Here is an 18574-nt window from a genome sequence, read left to right on the forward strand (position 1 = left end):
GCATCATGAGCACTCCGTCCCTCACCGCGCTGCCCCCTGCGCCCGGACAGTCCCGCGGGCTCCGCAGCATCACCGTGACACGGGCGGACATGGACCCGCGGACGGGTCTGCTCGACTACGTGGTCCGCAACGACGCCCATACGTGGATCCGCCGCGGCGGCGGACTCGTGGCGTACGGCGAGACCGCACGGTTCACCGTCACCGGCCCCGACCGCTTCACGCAGGCCCAGGAGTGGTGGCGCCGCGAACTCGCCGGCGCGGAGGTGCTGGACGATCTCGGCATCCCCGGCACCGGCCTCATCGCCTTCGGCTCGTTCGCCTTCTCCAAGACCTCGCCGCACGAGTCCCGCCTCATCGTCCCCCGGGTGGTGGTGGGCTGCGGCGGTGATGGCCGCGCCTGGCTGACCCTCATCACCGCCGACGCCGAGGCCGAGTTGAGCGCGGAAGCGGCGGAGGCGGCGCTCGCGGCCTATCTCTCCGAACCCGATGCCGGACGGTCCCCCGGCCCCGGCGACCGCCTCGGCCCTGGCGTCCTCAGCGAGGACCAGTACCAACGCGCGGTCGCCGAGGGCGTGAAGCACGTCCAGGCCGGCGAGCTGAGCAAGCTCGTGCTGGCACGGGACATCGTCGCGCACCTCGAGACGCCCGTGGCGACGGCGCAGGTGCTGCGCGATCTCGCGGTGCGCTACGAGGACTGCTGGACGTACGCCGTGGACGGCCTGATCGGGTCGACGCCGGAGATGCTCATCAAGGTGGAGAACAACACGGCCCGTGCCCGGGTGCTCGCCGGGACCCTGGACCGCGCCAACGCCCCGGCCGACGACCCGGACTACGCCACCCGGGTCCTCGCGGGGTCCGAGAAACAGCTCCACGAGCACCAGATCGCGATCGACTCCCTCACCGAGACCCTCCAGCCGTTCACGAGCTCCATGACCTCCCACAGCGAGCCGTTCGTGCTGCAGCTGCCCAACGTGTGGCACCTCGCCTCGGACGTCACGGCGCAGCTCGCCGCGGACGACGACGGCCGGGTGCCGACGTCGCTGGCCCTCGTCCAGGCGCTCCACCCGACCGCCGCGGTCTGCGGGACCCCGACCACGGTGGCCGGGGCGCTCATCCGCGAACTCGAGCACCTGCAGCGCGGGCCCTACGCAGGGCCGGTGGGCTGGATCGATGCCGGGGGCAACGGCGAGTGGGGTATCGCCCTGCGCGGCGCCGTCGTCGAGACGCCCACGCGCGTGCGGCTCTACGCGGGGTGCGGGATCGTCGAGGGGTCGCAGCCCGCGGCGGAGCTCGCCGAGACGTGGAGCAAGTTCCGGCCGATGATCGAGGCCCTCGGCCTGTCCCGGTGATCCGTCCCGGCACCCGTCGGGGTGACCGGTAGGCAATGTCTGTCGCCTGTGATGCACCTCTCCCCTGCCGCTAGAATCAGCAGGACCGTCCCCGTTCCACCCCGTCCGCCCAAGTGAGGTACCCCATGCTTTCCAAGAAATCAGCACTGCTGGCCGCCATGGCCGCCGGCGCACTCGCGTTGAGCGCGTGCGGCGGAGACTCCGGTGACACCGGCTCCGACACGGCGAGCGGCCTGAACCTCGTCTCCGAGGGTGCGCTCACCGTGTGCTCCGACATCCCCTACCCGCCCTTCGAGTACGAGGAGAACGGCGAGTACACCGGCTTCGACATGGACCTCATGAAGGAGATCGCCGCCGGGATGGATCTCGAGCTCTCCGTCCAGGACGTCGGCTTCGACGGCCTGCAGAGCGGCGCCGTGCTCGGTGCCCGCCAGTGCGATATCGGTGCCAGCGCCGTCACGATCACCGAGGAGCGCAAGGCGAACCTCGCGTTCTCGGACCCGTACTACGACTCCCTGCAGTCCATCCTCGTGCCGAAGGGCTCGGACATCACCTCGATCGACGACCTCGCGGGCAAGAAGGTGGGCGTCCAGCAGGGCACCACCGGCGCGACCTACGCCGCCGAGAAGGCCCCCGAGGCGGAACTGGTCCAGTTCCCCTCCGACGCCGAGATGTACGCCGCCATCCAGGCCGGGAACGTCGACGCCCTGCTGCAGGACCTCCCGGTGAACATCGGCCACACCGAGGACGGCGCCTTCACGATCGCCGAGGAACTGCCGACCGACGAGCAGTACGGCTTCATCATGGCCAAGACCGGCAGCGAGGAACTCGTCGCCGCCGTCAACGAACAGCTGAAGACGCTGCGCGACAACGGCAAGTACCAGGAAATCTACGACTCCTACTTCGCGGAGTAGCCCCGCCCTGCCCGTGCGGCCCCGGACGTCCGTCGACTCCGGGGCCGCACGGGTGCCACCCCCCGAAGGAAGGTAGTCCCCCGCGTGAAACGTTCAACCCGCAGACGCCTCACCCAAGGCGTCCTCTACGCGGTCTTCGCCGCCGCCGTCGCCTTCGTGCTCCTCTCCGCCGACTGGGCGACCATCCGGGCGTACTTCTTCAACCTCGACGTCGCCGTGGGGGTCTTCCCCGAGATCGTCACGATCGCGGCGAAGAACACCGTCATCTACACGGCCATCGCCTTCGTCGGCGGCCTGCTGCTCGGCCTCCTGCTGGCGCTCATGAAACTCTCCCCGGTACTCCCGTACCGCTGGTTCGCGACCGCCTGGATCGAGCTGTTCCGCGGCCTCCCGGCGCTGCTGGTCATCTTCGGGTTCGCCTACGCCATCCCGATCGCCTTCCAGTGGCGGGCACCCGGCGGGAACGCCGGTGCGGGGCTGATCGCCCTCATCATCGTCTCGTCCGCCTACATCGCGGAGACCATCCGGGCCGGCATCGAAGCCGTGCCCAAGGGGCAGGTCGAGGCGGCGCGCTCCCTCGGCATGAACGGGCCGTGGACCATGGTCACCGTGACCCTCCCCCAGGCCTTCCGCATCATCACGCCCCCGCTGACGAACGAGCTCGTCATCCTCATCAAGGACACCTCGCTGCTGTTCATCGCTGGCATGGCCATCGGCGACCGCGAACTGACCACGTTCTCGCGGGACGCCCTCACCAGCACGGCCAACGCGACACCTCTCGTGGTCGCCGCGCTGCTGTACCTGATCATCACGCTGCCGCTCACCCAGCTCGTGGCGAAGCTCGAACGACACAACAAGAGAGGCCGGTGATCCCGGTGGCACACCCAGCATCGGTTCCGACGCGTTCGGCGGCGGTCCCCGCAATCGAGGTCCGCGCACTGTGCAAGAGCTTCGGCACCAACGAGGTGCTCAAGGGCATCGACTTCCATGTGGACCACGGCGAGGTGGTGTGCGTGATCGGGCCCTCCGGCTCCGGCAAGTCCACGCTGCTGCGCTGCGTCAACCGGCTCGAGGAGCCCACCAGCGGTACGGTCATGGTGGAGGGCGTCGACATCACCGACAGCGAGACGGACCTCGACGGCGTGCGCACGCGCATCGGCATGGTGTTCCAGCAGTTCAACCTCTTCCCGCACCTGAGCGTCCTGAAGAACCTGACCCTCGCCCAGCAGCGCGCCAAGAAGCGCAAGAAGGCCGAGGCGGTCGAGGTCGCGCGCCGGAACCTCGCCAAGGTGGGCCTCGCGGAGAAGGCCGATGCCTTCCCCGCGCAGCTCTCGGGCGGCCAGCAGCAGCGCGTGGCCATCGCCCGCGCCCTGTCGATGGACCCGGACATGATGCTGTTCGACGAGCCCACCAGCGCCCTGGACCCGGAGCTCGTCGGTGACGTGCTCGAGGTCATGAAGCAGCTGGCCCGGGAGGGCATGACCATGATGGTGGTCACGCACGAGATGGGCTTCGCCCGCGAGGTCGGCGACCGCGTGGTCTTCATGGACGGCGGCGTCGTGGTGGAGCAGGGCAAGCCCGAGGACGTCCTCGGGAACCCGCAGAACGAGCGGACGAAGCTCTTCCTCTCGAAGGTGCTCTAGGCCGGACGAGCGGCCGACGCCACCGCCCGGCGGACACGCGCGTGGAGGTCCCGGAGCGTCGAACGCTCCGCCCGGACCTCGAGGATGGAGCGGCCCCTGATGGGCCGCTCCATCGCCGTATCCAGCTCCTCCAGCGTCGTCGCCCGCTCGTGGCGCAGCCCGTAGGCGGCCGCGAGCGCGGCGAGGTCCACGGTGTGCGGCGTCCCGAACAGGCGCTCGACGGCGGGGCCGTAGCGCGCCGTCGTGCTCTCGGCGCCGTGCTCGAGCAGACCGAAGATCCCGCCCCCGCCGTCGTTGAGGACCACGATCTGCAGGTCGGGCTGCGGTTCGCCGCTGCCGATCAGCAGTCCCCCGACGTCGTGGAGGAACGTGAGATCCCCCAGGAGCGCGCGCGTGGGGATGCCCGCCGAGAGGGCCACCCCGGTGGCCGTCGAGATGGTGCCGTCGATCCCGGCGAGCCCGCGGTTCGCGAAGACCTCCAGCGGATGCTGGTCCGTGGCGGCGACGAGGTCAACGTCCCGGATGGGGTTGGACGAGCCGAGCACCAGGTTGCCGTCCGTGTGCTCCCAGACGGCGTCGGCCACGTGGAGCCCGGTGATGCGCTGCTCGTCGGCCAGCAGCGTCTGGAGGGCGGCGTCCGCCGCAGCGCCCGCCTCCCGCCACGAGCGCAGCCAGCCCTCCTCGCCGCGTCCGGCGAAGGCGACCAGCTCCGGCAGGGTGTCGACGATGCGTTCAGGACGGCGTCCCTCCTCGAACCAGGCGACGGGCGCCGGGAGGTACAGCGCGTGCTCGACGTCGGGCCGGGCCAGCAGCGCGGTGACGGGACGGGACAGCGTGGGCCGGCCGAACGTCACCACCCGCGTGATCGGGGCGCCGAGGTGTTCCAGGAGCAGCCGGTACGGTGCGACGGCGCTGCCACCGAACCGCGCATTGGAGGACGGTTCCGCGAAGAGCGGGAGGTCCAGGTGCGCGGCGAACACCGCGGCGAGCTCCCCCGCCCCGTGGCCCGCGACGACGACGGTCCTGCCGGTGCCTGTGCGGCCCGGCCCGGCCGCCGCGGTGCCGCCGTCGTCCGCGGACACGGGTGCTTCCGCGCCGCCGACCGACCCGACCGCCGCGGCGCCGCCGCCGTCCGCACCGACCGAGCCGCCCGCCGCGCCACCGACCGGCATGAGCGCCGTGCCGCCGCCGTCGTCCGCACCGGCGGACGCTGCCGGATCGGCCCCCGGCAGGGTCGCCGGCCGGTCCTCGCCCGTGTTCCCAGTGACCCCGGTGTTCCCGGTGACCCCCGTGTCCCAGGCGTCCCCGAAGCCTGCGGGCACGAGCGGATCGCGGAAGGCGAGATTGAGATGGACCGGGCCCCGCGGAGCGGTCGGGACGCCGTCGATGGCGTGACCGAGGGCCGCGCGCAGGGCGTCCTGGATCGCTCGGATCGGGTCCTCGCCCGCACCGACGTCGATACCCGTGCGCACGTGCACGCCGAACAGCCCCGGCTGCACCGTGGTCTGGTTGGCCCCGGTGCCGCGCAGTTCGCCGGGCCGGTCGGCGGAGATCACCACCAGGGGCACCGCGGCGTGGTTCGCCTCCATGACCGCCGGCAGGAGTTCGCCCACGGCCGTGCCCGACGTCGTCACCACCGCCGCCGGACGCTGGCCGCCGAGCGCCAGACCAAGGGCGGTGAAGGCGCCGGACCGCTCGTCGATCCGCACGTGCAGCCGGACGAGGCCGGCGTCCTCCGCGTCGGACAGGGCGTAGGCGAGGGGGGCGCTGCGCGAGCCGGGGGCGACGACGACGTCGTGCACGCCGCCGGCCACGAGGGCCCGGACAACCCGGGCGGCCGAGGCCGCGGAGTCGAGGGAGGAGGGCTGGGGAAGGGCTGCGTCGGTCACGGTTCCATCCTTCCACCCGCACGCGGACGCGCCCCACGCAGGGGTGCGTCCGCCCGACGACGGGAATCCGCCCGTCCTGCTCATCGACTCGCGGTGTTCACCGGGCACGTCGCAGTGCTGCCCACCGAAAGCAGCCGATCAACGGGCAGAACGGACGCCGCGCCCCCGCGGCCGTCCCCGCTGCAGGCCGCCGTCGCCGCCTCGGCCTCACCGCCGTCCCCGCTTCCCGCGGCCGTCCCCGATGCAAGCCGCCGTCCCCGCCTCGGCCTCGCCGCCGTCCCCTCCCTCGGGCAGGATGCTAGCGGCGCGGTGTGCCCTGCCGCTTCCGGCCGCGCCCGTTGTGGTCCTCGTCGCGGCGGCCCTCGGAGGCCCGATAGACCTGGACCACCGACGGGCGCGGCAGCGCGGCCTCTCCCCTGCGCGGGGCGCCGCCCAGAGGCACGTAATCGGGGAACAGGGAGGCCTGCTCGGCCCAGTCGCCGTCCTCCCCCGGGTGCTGTACCGCCACGAAGACGGTGCCGTCCTGGTCGTGGATGATCGGGCCGCACGTCTCGGCGTCCCGCGGAACGGCGAGGAACTGCTGCACGCGGCCGCGTTCGGCGCCCTCCAGTCCTACCTTGAACAGGCCGTCCGCGAAGCCCACGGTGCCCGGCTGCCCGTCCGTCGAGATCCACAGGTTGCCCGCAGAATCGAAGGCGACGTTGTCGGGGCAGGAGATCGGCGAGACCTTGTCCGTGGGGTAGCCGGCGAAGTAGGTGCTGGGGTTGCGGGCGGGATCACCACAGACCAGCAGCAGGTTCCACGTGAAGCGGGTACCCGTCGCATTGCCGCCGGCCTCCGTGAGCTCGACGACGTGGCCGTCGCGGTTCTGGGTGCGCGGGTTGGCCTCGTCCGCGACGGCGCTGCTGCCGACGCCGCGGTTCGTGTTGTTGGTGCACGCCACGTACACCTTGCCGGTCCTCGGGTTCGGTTCGACGTCCTCGCACCGGTCCATCTTGGTGGCGCCCATCCTGTCCGCGGCGATCCGGGTGAAGACACACACCTCGGCGGCGGTCATGCCCGCGACCACGGACTTGTTGTCGACGAGCAGCGGCAGCCACTCGCCCACGCCGTCGAACGCGCCGTCGGTCGGGAGCGTGCCCGTGCCGTCGATCTCGGCGACGGAGTTGCCCTGGAACCGCGCCACGTACAGCGAGCCCTCGCTGAGCAGGGTCATGTTCGCCCGGCGCGCCGCAGGACTGCTGCCCGGCTGGACCTTCTTCGTCGACACGAACTTGTACAGGTAGTCGAAGCGCTCGTCGTCGCCCATGTAGGCCACCACACGGCCGTCCGCGGCGACGGTCACGTTCGCGCCCTCATGCTTGAAGCGTCCCAGCGCGGAGTGCTTCCGCGGAGTCGACGCGGGGTCGAACGGATCGACCTCCACGATGTACCCGAAGCGGTGCTTCTCGTTCTCGTAGCCGGCGTTGCGGGTGTCGAAGCGGGGCTCGTCGATCTCCCAGCCGCGCGCCGTCGGCTTGCTGGTGATGCCGTAGCGGCGGTCGCCGTCGCTGGTGCCGGCGGCCACGAAGTAGCCGTTGAAGTTCTCCTCGCCGGAGAGGATGGTGCCCCACGGGGTGGTGCCGCCGGCGCAGTTGCCGAGCGTGCCGAGGATGCTGCGACCGGCCGGATCGTCCTTGGTCCTCAGCAGGTCCGACCCGGCGGCGGGGCCGGTCACCTCGTAGGCGGTGGTGGTCAGGTAGCGGCGGTTGAGCGGGGCGCCCTGGACGTAGGACCACGGCTTGTTCCGGTTCTTGCGCTCGAGTTCGACCACGGACAACCCATGGGCCGCCTTGCCGATGCCCCGGACCTCCGCCGCGGGCGTCGTCGGGGGCACCATGATGTTCTCGTTCGTGTACTCGTGGTTGGCGAACAGGACCGCCCGGCGGCCCTTGCTGCCCTCGATCTCGAGGACGTCGGTGTAGTCGCAGTTGTAGCCGAACTGCAGCGCCTGCGCGGCGGCGGTCTGCTTGTTCGCGTCGAAGGCCGGCGACGTGCGGAAAATCGGATCGCCCCAGCGGATGACAGGCTTCCAGCCGTAGCCCTGCGGGACCGTCATGTCGTCGACCAGCGCGTCCACGGGCGCGATGGCGGTGAAGGGCAGGGCGTTGGAACCCTTCCCGCCGGGCGCCGCGACGGCGGAACCGGCACCGGTCTGGGAGGCGACGAGGAGCGTCAGGGCTCCCGCCGCCCCGGTGCCGAGTGCGCTGCGGCGGGAGAACTCGCGCGAGGCGATGTCGCGGAAGTAGCTGTTGGCGGAGGTGTTGCAGACGGCGTCGGCGCAGGCGTTGTCACACTTCAGGGCGCAGGTGACGGCGCTGCGCTTCCCTTTGGTGTGGCCGAGCATGGGCAGGAGGCGGCGCGCGGTGTCAGTCATGGAATACCTCTCGACAGGGTGAACGGCGTTGCTTCCACCCTGTCGGGGGTTCCTGAACGGGCGCGGTGCACGCCGGTGAACCGTGCGTGAACGGAACCGGAACTCGCGTCAGCGCGGCTGCGCCCCGTCGAGCACCCGGTAGCAGCGCGTCAGGCGGTCCAGCCACCAGCGCCGCCGCTCCTCGCCGGCCATGAGGTGCTCGAGCCGCTCCTCCGCGACCTCGACGTCCCGCACCGGGAGGTACCCGCGCTCGGGGACGAGGGAGGCGTCGGTGATGTCGCCGGCCATGAGCGAGACGGTGGCGAGGCCGCATGCGTACGGCAGGGCCGGGAGCGCGGCTGCGAGGGCCACCCCGGCACGGATGCCCACCGAGGTGTCGAGGGCTGAGCTGACGACGGCGGGCAGCCCGGCCCGGTCGATGATCGCCAGTGCCCGCCGGACTCCGCCGAGCGGTGGGGCCTTGATGACGAGGACGTCGGCGGCGTCCTCGCGGGCCACCCGCAGCGGGTCCTCCTGGCGGCGCACGCTCTCGTCGGCCGCGACGAGGACCGCCTGCCCCCGGCGGCGGAGCTCCAGCCGGACGGCGCGGAGGCCGGGGATGTCCGCCACGGGCTGCTCCACGTACTGCAGGCCGAAGCCGTGGAGGGCGTCGAGGGCCTCCAGCGCCTCCTGGACCGTCCAGCCGCCGTTGGCGTCGATCTTGATGCCGGCGTCGGGCAGGACGCGGCGCACCTCGGCGACCCGCTCGACGTCGTCCGCGAGGGACTGGCCCCGCTCGGCCACCTTCACCTTGACCGCACCCACCTGGCCGAAGCGGGCCAGCACGCCCTCGACGTCGGCCGCCCCGACGGCCGGGACCGTCGCGTTGACGGGGACCGCGGACCGGACCGGGGCCGGGAAGCCGTGCCAGGCCGCTTCAAGGGCGCCGGCGAGCCACGGCGCGGATTCGGCGTCGTCGTACTCCAGGAACGGGCAGAACTCCCCCCAGCCGGCAGGCCCCCGGACCAGCAGGGCCTCGCGGACGAGGACGCCGCGGAACTTCACGCGCATGGGCACGGAGACGACCCGCGCCGACGCCACCACCTCCGCCAGGGGCGGCAGGGGAAGGGGGTCCGGCAGGGGAAGGTCCGAGGTGTGCACGCCCTCAGGGTACGGGAGCGGCACACCGCCGCGGAGGTCAGGGAAAGGCGACGGGACAGGCGCCATCGTGTGGAACGATGGACGGGATGATGTCCCAGCGAATCTCCACCGGATCGGCGCGGGCAGCACGCTCGCCGCTGTTGTTCGTGCTGGCCGCCGTCTTCTGCGCCTCGGCGCTCGGCTGGACCTACTGGGCCTTCGTCCGGACCACCCGGGGCCAGTTCGCGGACGAGTCCGCCTGGCGCGAGGCCGACGTCGCAGCACCCGACACGCAGCTCCCGTTCCTGCGGTTCCTCGACACCCTGCCGCTCGTCTCGATCGTCGTAGCGGCGGCCGCGATCCTGTTCGTGGCCGTGGTACGACGGCGGGTGGCGGCCGCAGTGACCGCCTTCGGCGTCATCCTCGCCGCGAATCTCACCACGCAGCTGCTCAAGAACATCGTGTTCGACCGCCCGGACCGGGGCGTGGAGACCCTCGCCTTCAATTCATTACCCTCCGGGCATACGACGCTCGCGGCCTCGGCGGCGGCTGCCGTCTTCATCATCGCGTCGCCGCGGTGGCGGCCGTTCGCCGCGGCTGCCGGCGGGGCCTACTCGGTCCTGGCGGGGGCGGCCACGTTCATCAACCTCTGGCACCGACCGGCGGACGTCGTCGCTGCGCTCCTCGCCGTCGGGACCTGGACGCTCATCGGCGGCCTGATCATCATGCGGACCGGCGACCATTGGAACAACTGGCACGGCTACGGCGCGTACTGGGCGTCGTCGCGTGGGTGGTTGGTGGCCTGCTGGGTGCTGGGGCTCGGTGGCCTGGCGCTGTCCATGGTGCTCTACCTCGCCGTCCTGGCCATCGGGCCGGCCCCGGAGCCCGGGACCGCGAACGTCCCGCTGTTCTTCTGGTGGGGGCTCACGTGGATCATCGGCGTCGGGTTCACGCTCGCGGCCGCCGCGGGCTGGCTCTTCTCCGCGCAGGCCCGCGTGTCCGCCGCCCCGCGCACTCCCTAACACCTCCGGGGCCGCCGCGCACGTCGCGTGCAGGGCGGCCGCGCGTCGTTGCCCTGCTGGAGGCGGGGTGCCACGCTGACCGGACCAGCGACGAGGGAGACTATCGATGAAAGCCATGGTGTATCGCGGCCCCTACAAGATCCGGGTCGAGGAGAAGCCCATGCCGACGATCGAGCACCCCAACGACGCCATCATCCGTGTGACCACGGCCGCGATCTGCGGTTCCGACCTGCACCTGTACCACGGGCTCATGCCGGACACCCGCGTGGGCACCACGTTCGGGCACGAGTTCATCGGGGTCGTCGAGGAGGTGGGACCCTCGGTCCGGAACCTGACGCGCGGGGACCGCGTGATGGTGCCCTTCAACGTCTACTGCGGGTCCTGCTACTTCTGCGCCCGCGGCCTGTACTCGAACTGCCACAACGTGAACCCGAACGCGACGGCGGTGGGCGGCATCTACGGCTACTCGCACACGTGCGGCGGGTACGACGGCGGTCAGGCCGAATTCGTGCGGGTGCCCTTCGCCGACGTCGGGCCGACGATCATCCCGGACTGGATGGACAGCGAGGACGCGGTGCTGCTCACCGACGCCCTGGCCACCGGGTACTTCGGGGCCCAGCTGGGCGACATCGTCGAGGGCGACACCGTGGTGGTCTTCGGCGCCGGCCCGGTGGGGCTGTTCGCGGCGAAGTCGGCGTGGCTGATGGGGGCGGGACGCGTCATCGTCATCGACCACCTGGAGTACCGCCTGGAGAAAGCGCGGGTCTTCGCCCAGGCCGAGACCTTCAACTTCGCCGAGTACGACGACATCATCGTGGAGATGAAGAAGACCACCGATCACCTCGGGGCCGACGTCGTCATCGACGCCGTCGGGGCGGAGGCGGACGGCAGCTTCCTCCAGCAGGTGACGGGGACCAAGTTGAAGCTGCAGGGCGGCTCCCCCGTGGCCCTGAACTGGGCGATCGATTCCGTGCGCAAGGGAGGCACCGTGGCCGTCGTCGGAGCGTACGGGCCGATCTTCAGCGCCGTGAAGTTCGGGGACGCGCTCAACAAGGGCTTGACGCTGCGTATGAACCAGACGCCGGTAAAACGCCAGTGGCCGCGCCTGTTCGAGCACATCCGCAACGGCTACCTCAAACCCAGCGACATCGTCACCCACCGGATCCCGCTCGAGCACATCGCCGAGGGGTACCACCTGTTCTCGTCGAAACTCGACGGGTGCATCAAGCCGCTCATCATCGCGGACGCCGGCTAGGAGGCCATCATGACAACCCCCACACCGTCCACGCCCTACGTCGCGAACAAGCCGAAGGACGTCCCGAGTGCCGAGGCGCTGCGGGCCAGGATCCCGGGCTGGGGTGTGGACCTAGATCCGAAGGACCGCCCTTCCTATCCGCGCGAGGTGTTCGATCCGGCCGGTACCGGAGCCCACTGGGACTACCCCGAGGAGCAGCCGGGCCGGGAGGGGCGGGAGCGATCGATCGAGCACGGGCAGCTGACGCCGGTCTTCGGGACGAGCGCGCCGCTGCACGGTGTCTCGGGCAGCATCCGTCGCTACGCCTACCGGTACAGCGAGGGACGGGCGGCCCACTGGCTCCTGCTCCTGGCGGGCGACCGCGTGGACGCCTGGGGAGCGCACCTGTGGTCGCTCGCGTCGCTGCGCCCCGACAACCCGGTCACGCAGACGGGTGTCCTCTCGGAGGTGCGCCGGCAGGGCATCACCTCGCGGTTCGGCAAGAAGCGGGCGGATGTGAACCACCTCTGGCTGGACCCGGTCGTCGTCGCCGGGCCGTGGGTGGCTGCGGCCGCAGGAGCAGTCGTGGTGGTGCGGGCTGCGGTCCGCAGGGCACGCTGAGGCCGGGAGCTCCGCATCGGGCACACTCGCCGGCGTCGAACCCGGAGCGCCCGCACCGTCGACACCGTCTTCCTCCCCCTTCAACAGCTCAGCTGTGCGGTCATGACCGGATATGCCCATCGAACGCGGCTGCTCGGTGGGCGGAACGGTCCCGCGCACGACGCCGGTCCCGCGCCTCAGCCCACGGAGTGCGCCGCTTCCGCCGACCCCGGGGTCGCCCGCGGGATCCAGTACCAGAGCACCCCTGCCCCGAGGAAGCCGAGGACCGCCGTCGCCCAGATACCGGCCGAGAGGGTCGCGAGCGCGGTCACGAGGGCGAGCAGTCCGGGGCCGGCCATGGTCCCGACGTCCGTGAGCAGGCGCCAGATGCCGAGGAACTGGGGCCGGCCGGGCGAGGGTGAGAAGTCCGCCCCGAGCGTCATGACGATGCCCGAGCCGATGCCGTTGCCGAATCCGATGAGCAGGGCGACCAGGAGCAGGCCCGTCGCGTCCCCGGTGAGGGGCAGGAGCGTGAGGGCGACGCCCATGATGAGCATGCACGGGACCGCGATCCAGCGCCGGCCCCGGACGTCCATGACCTTGCCGGACGGGTAGAAGATCAGCATGTCGATCGCGCCCGACAGACCGTAGATCAGGGCCGTGGCGGAGGCGTCCAGGCCGATGTTCTCGGCCCACAGGGGTAGGACCGCCTGACGGGTGGCCCGCACCGCCGCGATCAGCAGGACCCCGATCCCGACGGTGAGGAAGATCCGGGCGTGGCTGCGCACCATCGAACGCACCGTCGGACGGGAAGCGGGCGCGGCCCCCACGAGGGGCCCGGCCGTCAGCGCACCCCGCCCCGGGGCATCGAGTTCGGGAACCCGCCAGCTCAGGGCCGCCGCGGCGAGGCTCGCCACCCCACCCACCCAGTACGCGCCGTCGAGCCCGACGGCGCTCATGGCGAGGGCGGCCGCGAACGGGCCAGCGAAGACCCCGATGCGCGTGACGCCCCCGAGCGTGGACAGTGCCCGGGCGCGGAAGTGCGCCGGCACGGCCTCGGTGAGGTAACTCTGGCGTGCGAGCCCGAAGACGGCACCCGCCATGCCCACCATGAAGACGGCGGCCGCGAAGACGGGCAGGGTCGGCGCCGCGAGCGCGAGGAACATGGCCGCCGCGCACCAGAGCGCCGCCCCCACCAGCGCCTTCCGTTCGCCGAACCGCGTGGCGATCAGCGTCGCCGGCACGTTCGTGACCAGCGATCCGATGCCCGAGAGCGTGATGACCAGGGCGGCCGTCGCCACGTCCGCGCCGAGGTCGCGCGCGGTCAGCGCGATGACCGGCAGGATGGCGCCGGTGGCCACCCCGTAGAGCAGCGACGGCCCGTAGGCTCCCACCGCGATCGCACGGAGATCGAAGGTTTCCTGGGGCACCCGTCCAGCCTAGTCCGCAGGGTGCCCGCCCGTCGGTTCAAGCCGGATCGTCTGAAAAATACGTCCCCACTACCCCTCCACAACGGCACCCCTGCCTCGATTAATAGAACACGTGTTCGATATTATCGTGTCATGACGGTCACACCGATGAAGCTCTCGTCCCGGCCTGGGTCCTCCCTCGAGGAAGCACGTACCCTCCTCAGCGACTGTGCACTCGGCCTGTCCCAGTACCACCACCTCCTGTCACCCCAGGACGCCCTCCGGTTCGTCATCGATGTGGAGCAGGTGTCCAAGGTCATCGATCACCTGCAGGTCCTCGCCGCCCGGGTGGCGGATCATCACGGCCTCGCCTCGGCACAGGACGGCAGGTTCGGCTCATCCCCTCCCGCGGGAGCACCATCGGATGCGGAGCATCCCGGGGTCATGTCGTCCGACTCATCCGGCTCATCCGACTCATCCGGCTCATCCGGCTCATCCGACTCATCCGGCTCATCCGACTCGTCCGATTCATCCGCCTCGGCCACCGAGGCCCGTCTCGGCTTCAGGAACTGTGCGGATTTCCTTCGGGAGACGCTGGGGATCAGCCGTACCGAGGCACGACGTCGTCTGCATCTGGCGGCGGTCGTGCTGCCGAGCCTGTCGCCCACCGGGAACCCGCTCCCTCCCCCGCTGGAGGCCTTGGGTGAAGCCGTGGGCTCCTTCGCCATCAGCGGGCGTGCGGCTACCGTCGTGGCGCATGCGATCGGGCAGGTGAAGTCCTTCGCGACGCCCGAACAGCTCGCGTCGATGGAGCAGCACCTCACCCGGCAGGCGGTCGAGTCGGACGAGGACATCCTCCGCATCCTGGCACGTCGCTGGGAATCAGTGCTCGACCAGGACGGGCAGGAACCGACGGAGAAGGTACTTCGGGCACGTCAAGGCGTCTTCCTCAAGGGACGACGCCATGGATTGCACGTTCTGGAGATCGGCGCCACGGACGAGCAGTTCGACCAGCTCGCAACCGTCATGAACGCAGCCGCGAACCCGCGAAGTTCCTCGGGGCTCGCCGACCACCAGGTCGACAGCGCACAACTGGAGGCAACACATCGTGCAGCACAAGGGACAGCACGTGCTTCGCAGGAGCGGTCGCTCGATCACGGCGGGGCGACCCGGGCGCAACAACTCCTCGACGGTCTGGTTTCCGCCTGCAGGATCGCACTGTCCACCGGTGGACTGCCTGCATCAGGTGGTCACCGTCCACAGGTGATGGTGACCATCGACTACCAGGACCTGATCGGCCGGACCGAGCGGGCCGGCGACTCCGTCTTCTCCGGACAGATCAGTGCTCAAAACATCAGGAGGCTCGCCTGCGACGCGGACATCGTGCCGTTGGTCCTGGGCGGGAACGGGCAGGTGCTCGACGTCGGACGGGCGCAACGCCTGTTCCCACCACATCTTCGGCGAGCACTTGTTGCACGGGACAAAAGATGCGCCTTCCCGGACTGCTCCTTTCCGGCCAGCTGGTGCGAGGCACACCACCTGACACCGTGGGCGCGTGGTGGCGCGACCAGCGTCGACAACGGGGTGCTTTTGTGCTCGAGGCACCACCATGTCATCCACGAGGGCCTGTGGACTGTCGAATCACGAGGTGGCATCCCGTGGTTCACCCCGCCGCCTTATCGACGATCGTCCGGCAACCCACGAAGGAATCTGTACTGGCAGGCGGGGCGTGCAGTTCGCAGCAAACTCGGCACAGCACCTGGATCCGACACGGCCTGGAACCCATCGATCTCCGACCTGACGGACACCGGAGGATCCGACCCGACAGCGAGTTCCGACCTGACGGACACCGGCGGAGGATGAAGGGATGGGAGGACTCGGACTCACCGATGAGGGGCGGATGAAGGGAGCAGCGAACTCGGTCTGGCAGCTACGGGCCCGGCATGCTTCGGCCGGCCGGTAAATCCGGCGGACTCGGCCCGGCGGTCACTGCCCGTCGCTTCCGGCCCGGCGGACTCGGCCCGGCGGTCACTGCCCGTCGCTTCCGGCCCGGCGGACTCGGCCCGGCGGTCACTGCCCGTCGCTTCCGGCCCGGCGGACTCGGCCCGGCGGTCACTGCCCGTCGCTTCCGGCCCGGCGGACTCGGCCCGGCGGTCACTGCCCGTCGCTTCCGGCCCGGCGGACTCGGCCCGGCGGTCACTGCCCGTCGCTTCCGGCCCGGCGGACTCGGCCCGGCGGTCACTGCCCGTCACTTCCGGACCGACGGACTCGGACCGTCGGTCACTGCCCGTCGGTTACAGGCCCGCCTGATTCCGCTCGGCGGCTACAGCCCGGCAGATTCCACCCGGCGCTCATAACCCACCAGATTCGGCTGGGCCCAGCACCAGGCTTCAGCTCCCGCCGAGACCGGTCGGAAAGAACCCCACCCACAGGCCCAGCGCTGCCGCCCCGAACGACGCCAGCGCCGTCCCCGCCCCCGAGAGCACTGCGGCCCCGATGCGCTTCGCCTGGAGCAGTCGCACAGTCTCGCTGCTCGCCGTACTGAAGGTGGTGTAGCCCCCGAGGAAGCCCACGCCGCAGATCGATGTCCACTCGGACGGGAGGACGCCGGTCATGCCGAACGCGGCGACGAGACCGAGCAGGAAGGAGCCCGTGATGTTGACGGTCATGGTGCCGATGGGGACCACGCCGCGGAGGGGCGCCCTGATGACGCCGTCGAGCACGAAGCGTGCCACCGCCCCCATCCCACCTGCAATCCCGAGCGCGAGCACCACGAGCACGCTCACGGCGGCCCTCCCCGACTACCCGGTGAGCGACGACGGACAAGGCTTCCCGCCACGATCCCCAGCGCGGTCGCCCCGAGCCCCACCACCACGGACAGCCCGAGGTAGCCCATGCCCGCCGCGGCCCGGCCGCCGCCCAGGAGGAGCGCGGAGTCGACGGCGAGCGCACTGTAGGTGGTGAAGCCGCCGAGAAAGCCGGTACCGAACAGGAGCCGCAGCGCCCGGCGTCGGCCTTCGTCGGGGCCCCGCCGTGCCAGGGCCTCGAGGAGCAGACCGAGGGCGAATGCCCCCGCGATATTGATCAGGAAGATGCCGAAGGGGAGACCCGATGGAGCGGGCAGGACCTCGGACAGTCCGAACCGCACGAGAGTCCCACTCATGCCGCCGAGGAACACCAGTCCGAGGTATCCCGGCCGGAGGTGCGGTGGCGTCCCGTCCCGAGGGGGACGGCGGCGCTGGGGGTCAGGCAACGTATCGGGCGAGGAAGTCCAGGGTCCGGGTCCAGGCGTCCCCGGCCGGTCCTGCGCGATAGGCGAAGCGGTTGGAGTCGTTGAAGAAGGCGTGACCCGCCCCCGGATACCGGACTGCGGTGAAATCGACGCCTGCTTCGGCCATCGCCGCCTCGAGTGCGGGCAAGCCGGCGACCAGGCTCTCGTCGTCCTCCCCGTAGAAGGCCAGGACGGGTGCCGTGATGCGGGACAGCTCCTCGCCCGAGAAGTCGGCGTGGCCGTAGAACGGCACGCAGGCGAGCAGGCGCGGCTCGTGGACGGCGAGCGAGAAGCCGTAGGTCCCGCCGAAGCAGAAGCCGGTGACACCCACACGCCCCGCCACCGCGACGTCGTCGTACAGGAAGGTGAAGCATGCCCGTACGCGCTCCGTGGTGAGCGCCGCGAAGGCAGGGTTCCGCAGCGGTGCGAGCAGCGCACGGAGCTTCGGCTGTGCCTCGTTCCGTGCTGCCTCGTCCGGCCCGAACAGGGCCTCGTCGATTCCGGCAGTGGCCTCCTCGGTGATGCCCTGATCAGCGAGGAGATCGGGGGCGACGACGACGTAGCCTTCGCGCGCGAACCGATCGGCGACATCGCGGGTGTGGGACACGAGCCCCCACACCTCGTGGATGAGGACGAGCCCACCCCGCACCGGTCCGTCGGGCCGTACCACATAGGCGGGGAGCGGGCCGGCCGCGGTGGGGATGTCGTGGAGCGGGCTCATCCGCCTAGGTTGGCACGCTTCGTGATGGTGCGCCAACCGCCGGCGCGGTTGTCCGCGATGACGGCCCGGAAGATCTCCCGCAGCGCGTCCTCGTCGACGGGACGGTCCTCGTAGAGGGCGATCGTCCGCCCGGTCACGTTGCCCTGCCCGCCCGTGATGAGGCCGTGCGGGTCGGGGGCCAGACCGCCGTCGTAGAGGAAGACGTTGACGTGGTCCCTGGTGGCGAGGAGTGCACACACGTTCCCGTCGAGCACGAAGTAGGGCTGGCGGGTGCGCTTGATCGTCTCCTCGATGTCCGGGTCGGCTTCGTGCGCCACGCGGCGGACGGTCCGGCAGATCTCCTGCTGCCAGGCGGGCAGCGCGGCGATGTAGTCGTCGATGCGGGGGTCAGGGGCTCCGGCCATGGGCGACAGTGTGCCAGCGGAGGGACACCGCCGGAAGGGCCGACATGCCCGTCACCCGAACGGCGGGGACACCACCCGGAGTTCGCGCAACGGCGGAACGAACCGGTCGTCGTCCTTGCTGCTGCCGTCGAGCGTCCACCCGTGCCGCCCGTAGAACGCGAGGGCCCGCGCATTGCCGTCGGCCACCCACAGGTAGGCGCTGCCGTAGCCCATGCCGGCCAGTTCGCACACCGACCGGCTGAACAGGAAGGAGCCGATGCCGACGGACCAGTAAGCAGGGTCCAGGTTGATGGCGTGCAGTTCGCCCACGCCGTCGTCGACGTCGTCCCGCGGCGCCCCGAAGCCCGACCACCCGACGATTCGACCGCTCACGCAGACGGCCAGTTGGCGGTCGTCGATCCCCATGCCGCCCAGACGGTGCTCCCAGACTGCGGTGAGGCGCTCGCTGTCCAGGCGTGCGAGGTAATCGGCGGGCAGGATCCCGCCGTACGCGGCACGCCAGGCGTCGATCTGGATGCGCGCGAACTCGGCCGCGTCCGCGGGTGCCGCCTCACGGATGGTCCAGGTCCCGTCCACGGGCCAC

At 71.0% G+C, this 18574-nt stretch carries 17 protein-coding genes; 8 read left to right on the forward strand and 9 right to left on the reverse strand.

Translation table 11 applies throughout. The features are described 5' to 3' along the window. Window positions 1-5 precede the first annotated feature (5 nt). The 4 genes from C4K88_RS09940 to C4K88_RS09955 all read left to right on the forward strand — a co-directional run bounded on the left by C4K88_RS09940 (window position 6) and on the right by C4K88_RS09955 (window position 3906). Window positions 6-1349, forward strand: coding sequence for an isochorismate synthase (locus C4K88_RS09940; protein ID WP_104121476.1), 1344 nt, complete (start codon window positions 6-8; stop codon window positions 1347-1349). Between the two features lie 125 nt (window positions 1350-1474). Continuing rightward, window positions 1475-2263 carry a basic amino acid ABC transporter substrate-binding protein gene (locus tag C4K88_RS09945; protein ID WP_104121477.1) on the forward strand — a complete coding sequence of 263 codons (789 nt, stop codon included), beginning with the start codon at window positions 1475-1477 and terminating at the stop codon, window positions 2261-2263. A 216-nt stretch (window positions 2264-2479) separates the two neighbouring features. Then, the gene (locus tag C4K88_RS09950) at window positions 2480-3133 is read left to right on the forward strand and encodes an amino acid ABC transporter permease (protein WP_438502343.1); all 654 of its coding nucleotides are present in this window, start codon (window positions 2480-2482) and stop codon (window positions 3131-3133) included. Between the two features lie 5 nt (window positions 3134-3138). Further along, window positions 3139-3906 (forward strand): amino acid ABC transporter ATP-binding protein, encoded by a 768-nt coding sequence (locus C4K88_RS09955; protein ID WP_104121742.1) that lies wholly within the window; start codon window positions 3139-3141, stop codon window positions 3904-3906. Here C4K88_RS09955 and menD read toward each other — a convergent pair. The 3 genes from menD to C4K88_RS09970 all read right to left on the reverse strand — a co-directional run bounded on the left by menD (window position 3903) and on the right by C4K88_RS09970 (window position 9351). After that, a complete protein-coding gene (menD, locus tag C4K88_RS09960; protein ID WP_277621644.1) occupies window positions 3903-5795 on the reverse strand; it encodes a 2-succinyl-5-enolpyruvyl-6-hydroxy-3-cyclohexene-1-carboxylate synthase in 1893 nt (630 codons plus the stop codon). The genes C4K88_RS09955 and menD overlap by 4 nt on opposite strands. A 298-nt stretch (window positions 5796-6093) precedes the next feature. Continuing rightward, window positions 6094-8211 (reverse strand): PhoX family protein, encoded by a 2118-nt coding sequence (locus C4K88_RS09965; RefSeq protein WP_104121480.1) that lies wholly within the window; start codon window positions 8209-8211, stop codon window positions 6094-6096. Window positions 8212-8319: 108 nt separating this feature from the next. Then, complete coding sequence (locus C4K88_RS09970) at window positions 8320-9351, reverse strand: o-succinylbenzoate synthase (RefSeq protein ID WP_277621645.1); 1032 nt, start codon at window positions 9349-9351, stop codon at window positions 8320-8322. Between the two features lie 86 nt (window positions 9352-9437). On the opposite strand from C4K88_RS09970, the gene C4K88_RS09975 reads away from it, so the two are divergent. The 3 genes from C4K88_RS09975 (at window position 9438) to C4K88_RS09985 (ending at window position 12207) form a co-directional block, all read left to right on the forward strand. Then, on the forward strand, window positions 9438-10352 hold the full coding sequence (locus C4K88_RS09975; RefSeq protein ID WP_146065664.1) for a phosphatase PAP2 family protein: 915 nt from the start codon (window positions 9438-9440) through the stop codon (window positions 10350-10352). Window positions 10353-10458: 106 nt separating this feature from the next. Continuing rightward, window positions 10459-11607: a zinc-dependent alcohol dehydrogenase gene (locus tag C4K88_RS09980; protein ID WP_104121483.1), complete on the forward strand. Its 1149-nt coding sequence runs from the start codon at window positions 10459-10461 to the stop codon at window positions 11605-11607. 9 nt (window positions 11608-11616) lie between these two features. Further along, a complete protein-coding gene (locus C4K88_RS09985) occupies window positions 11617-12207 on the forward strand; it encodes a hypothetical protein (RefSeq protein WP_104121484.1) in 591 nt (196 codons plus the stop codon). A gap of 176 nt (window positions 12208-12383) precedes the next feature. Here the strand turns inward: C4K88_RS09985 and C4K88_RS09990 are convergent, their stop codons facing one another. Then, a complete protein-coding gene (locus C4K88_RS09990) occupies window positions 12384-13616 on the reverse strand; it encodes an MFS transporter (RefSeq protein WP_104121485.1) in 1233 nt (410 codons plus the stop codon). Window positions 13617-13901: 285 nt separating this feature from the next. On the opposite strand from C4K88_RS09990, the gene C4K88_RS09995 reads away from it, so the two are divergent. Then, window positions 13902-15458 carry an HNH endonuclease signature motif containing protein gene (locus C4K88_RS09995; protein WP_167399018.1) on the forward strand — a complete coding sequence of 519 codons (1557 nt, stop codon included), beginning with the start codon at window positions 13902-13904 and terminating at the stop codon, window positions 15456-15458. Window positions 15459-15985: 527 nt separating this feature from the next. On the opposite strand, the gene crcB is transcribed toward C4K88_RS09995, so the two are convergent. The 5 genes from crcB to C4K88_RS10015 all read right to left on the reverse strand — a co-directional run bounded on the left by crcB (window position 15986) and on the right by C4K88_RS10015 (window position 18567). Further along, window positions 15986-16381: a fluoride efflux transporter CrcB gene (gene crcB / locus C4K88_RS10000; protein ID WP_104121487.1), complete on the reverse strand. Its 396-nt coding sequence runs from the start codon at window positions 16379-16381 to the stop codon at window positions 15986-15988. After that, window positions 16378-16758, reverse strand: coding sequence for a fluoride efflux transporter FluC (locus C4K88_RS17770; protein ID WP_241521823.1), 381 nt, complete (start codon window positions 16756-16758; stop codon window positions 16378-16380). Before C4K88_RS17770 ends, crcB begins: the two co-directional genes overlap by 4 nt. An 82-nt stretch (window positions 16759-16840) precedes the next feature. After that, entirely contained in the window at window positions 16841-17587 is a 747-nt protein-coding gene (locus tag C4K88_RS17775) for a dienelactone hydrolase family protein (RefSeq protein ID WP_241521824.1), read from the reverse strand. Beyond that, window positions 17584-17991 carry a DUF1801 domain-containing protein gene (locus C4K88_RS10010; protein ID WP_104121488.1) on the reverse strand — a complete coding sequence of 136 codons (408 nt, stop codon included), beginning with the start codon at window positions 17989-17991 and terminating at the stop codon, window positions 17584-17586. Before C4K88_RS10010 ends, C4K88_RS17775 begins: the two co-directional genes overlap by 4 nt. Before the next feature lie 51 nt (window positions 17992-18042). Then, window positions 18043-18567, reverse strand: a complete 525-nt coding sequence (locus tag C4K88_RS10015) for a GNAT family N-acetyltransferase (protein WP_104121489.1) — start codon at window positions 18565-18567, stop codon at window positions 18043-18045. Between the last annotated feature and the right edge of the window lie 7 nt (window positions 18568-18574).

This window comes from Arthrobacter pityocampae (genome assembly GCF_002927275.1).
Classification (GTDB): Bacteria; Actinomycetota; Actinomycetes; order Actinomycetales; family Micrococcaceae; genus Arthrobacter_D; species Arthrobacter_D pityocampae.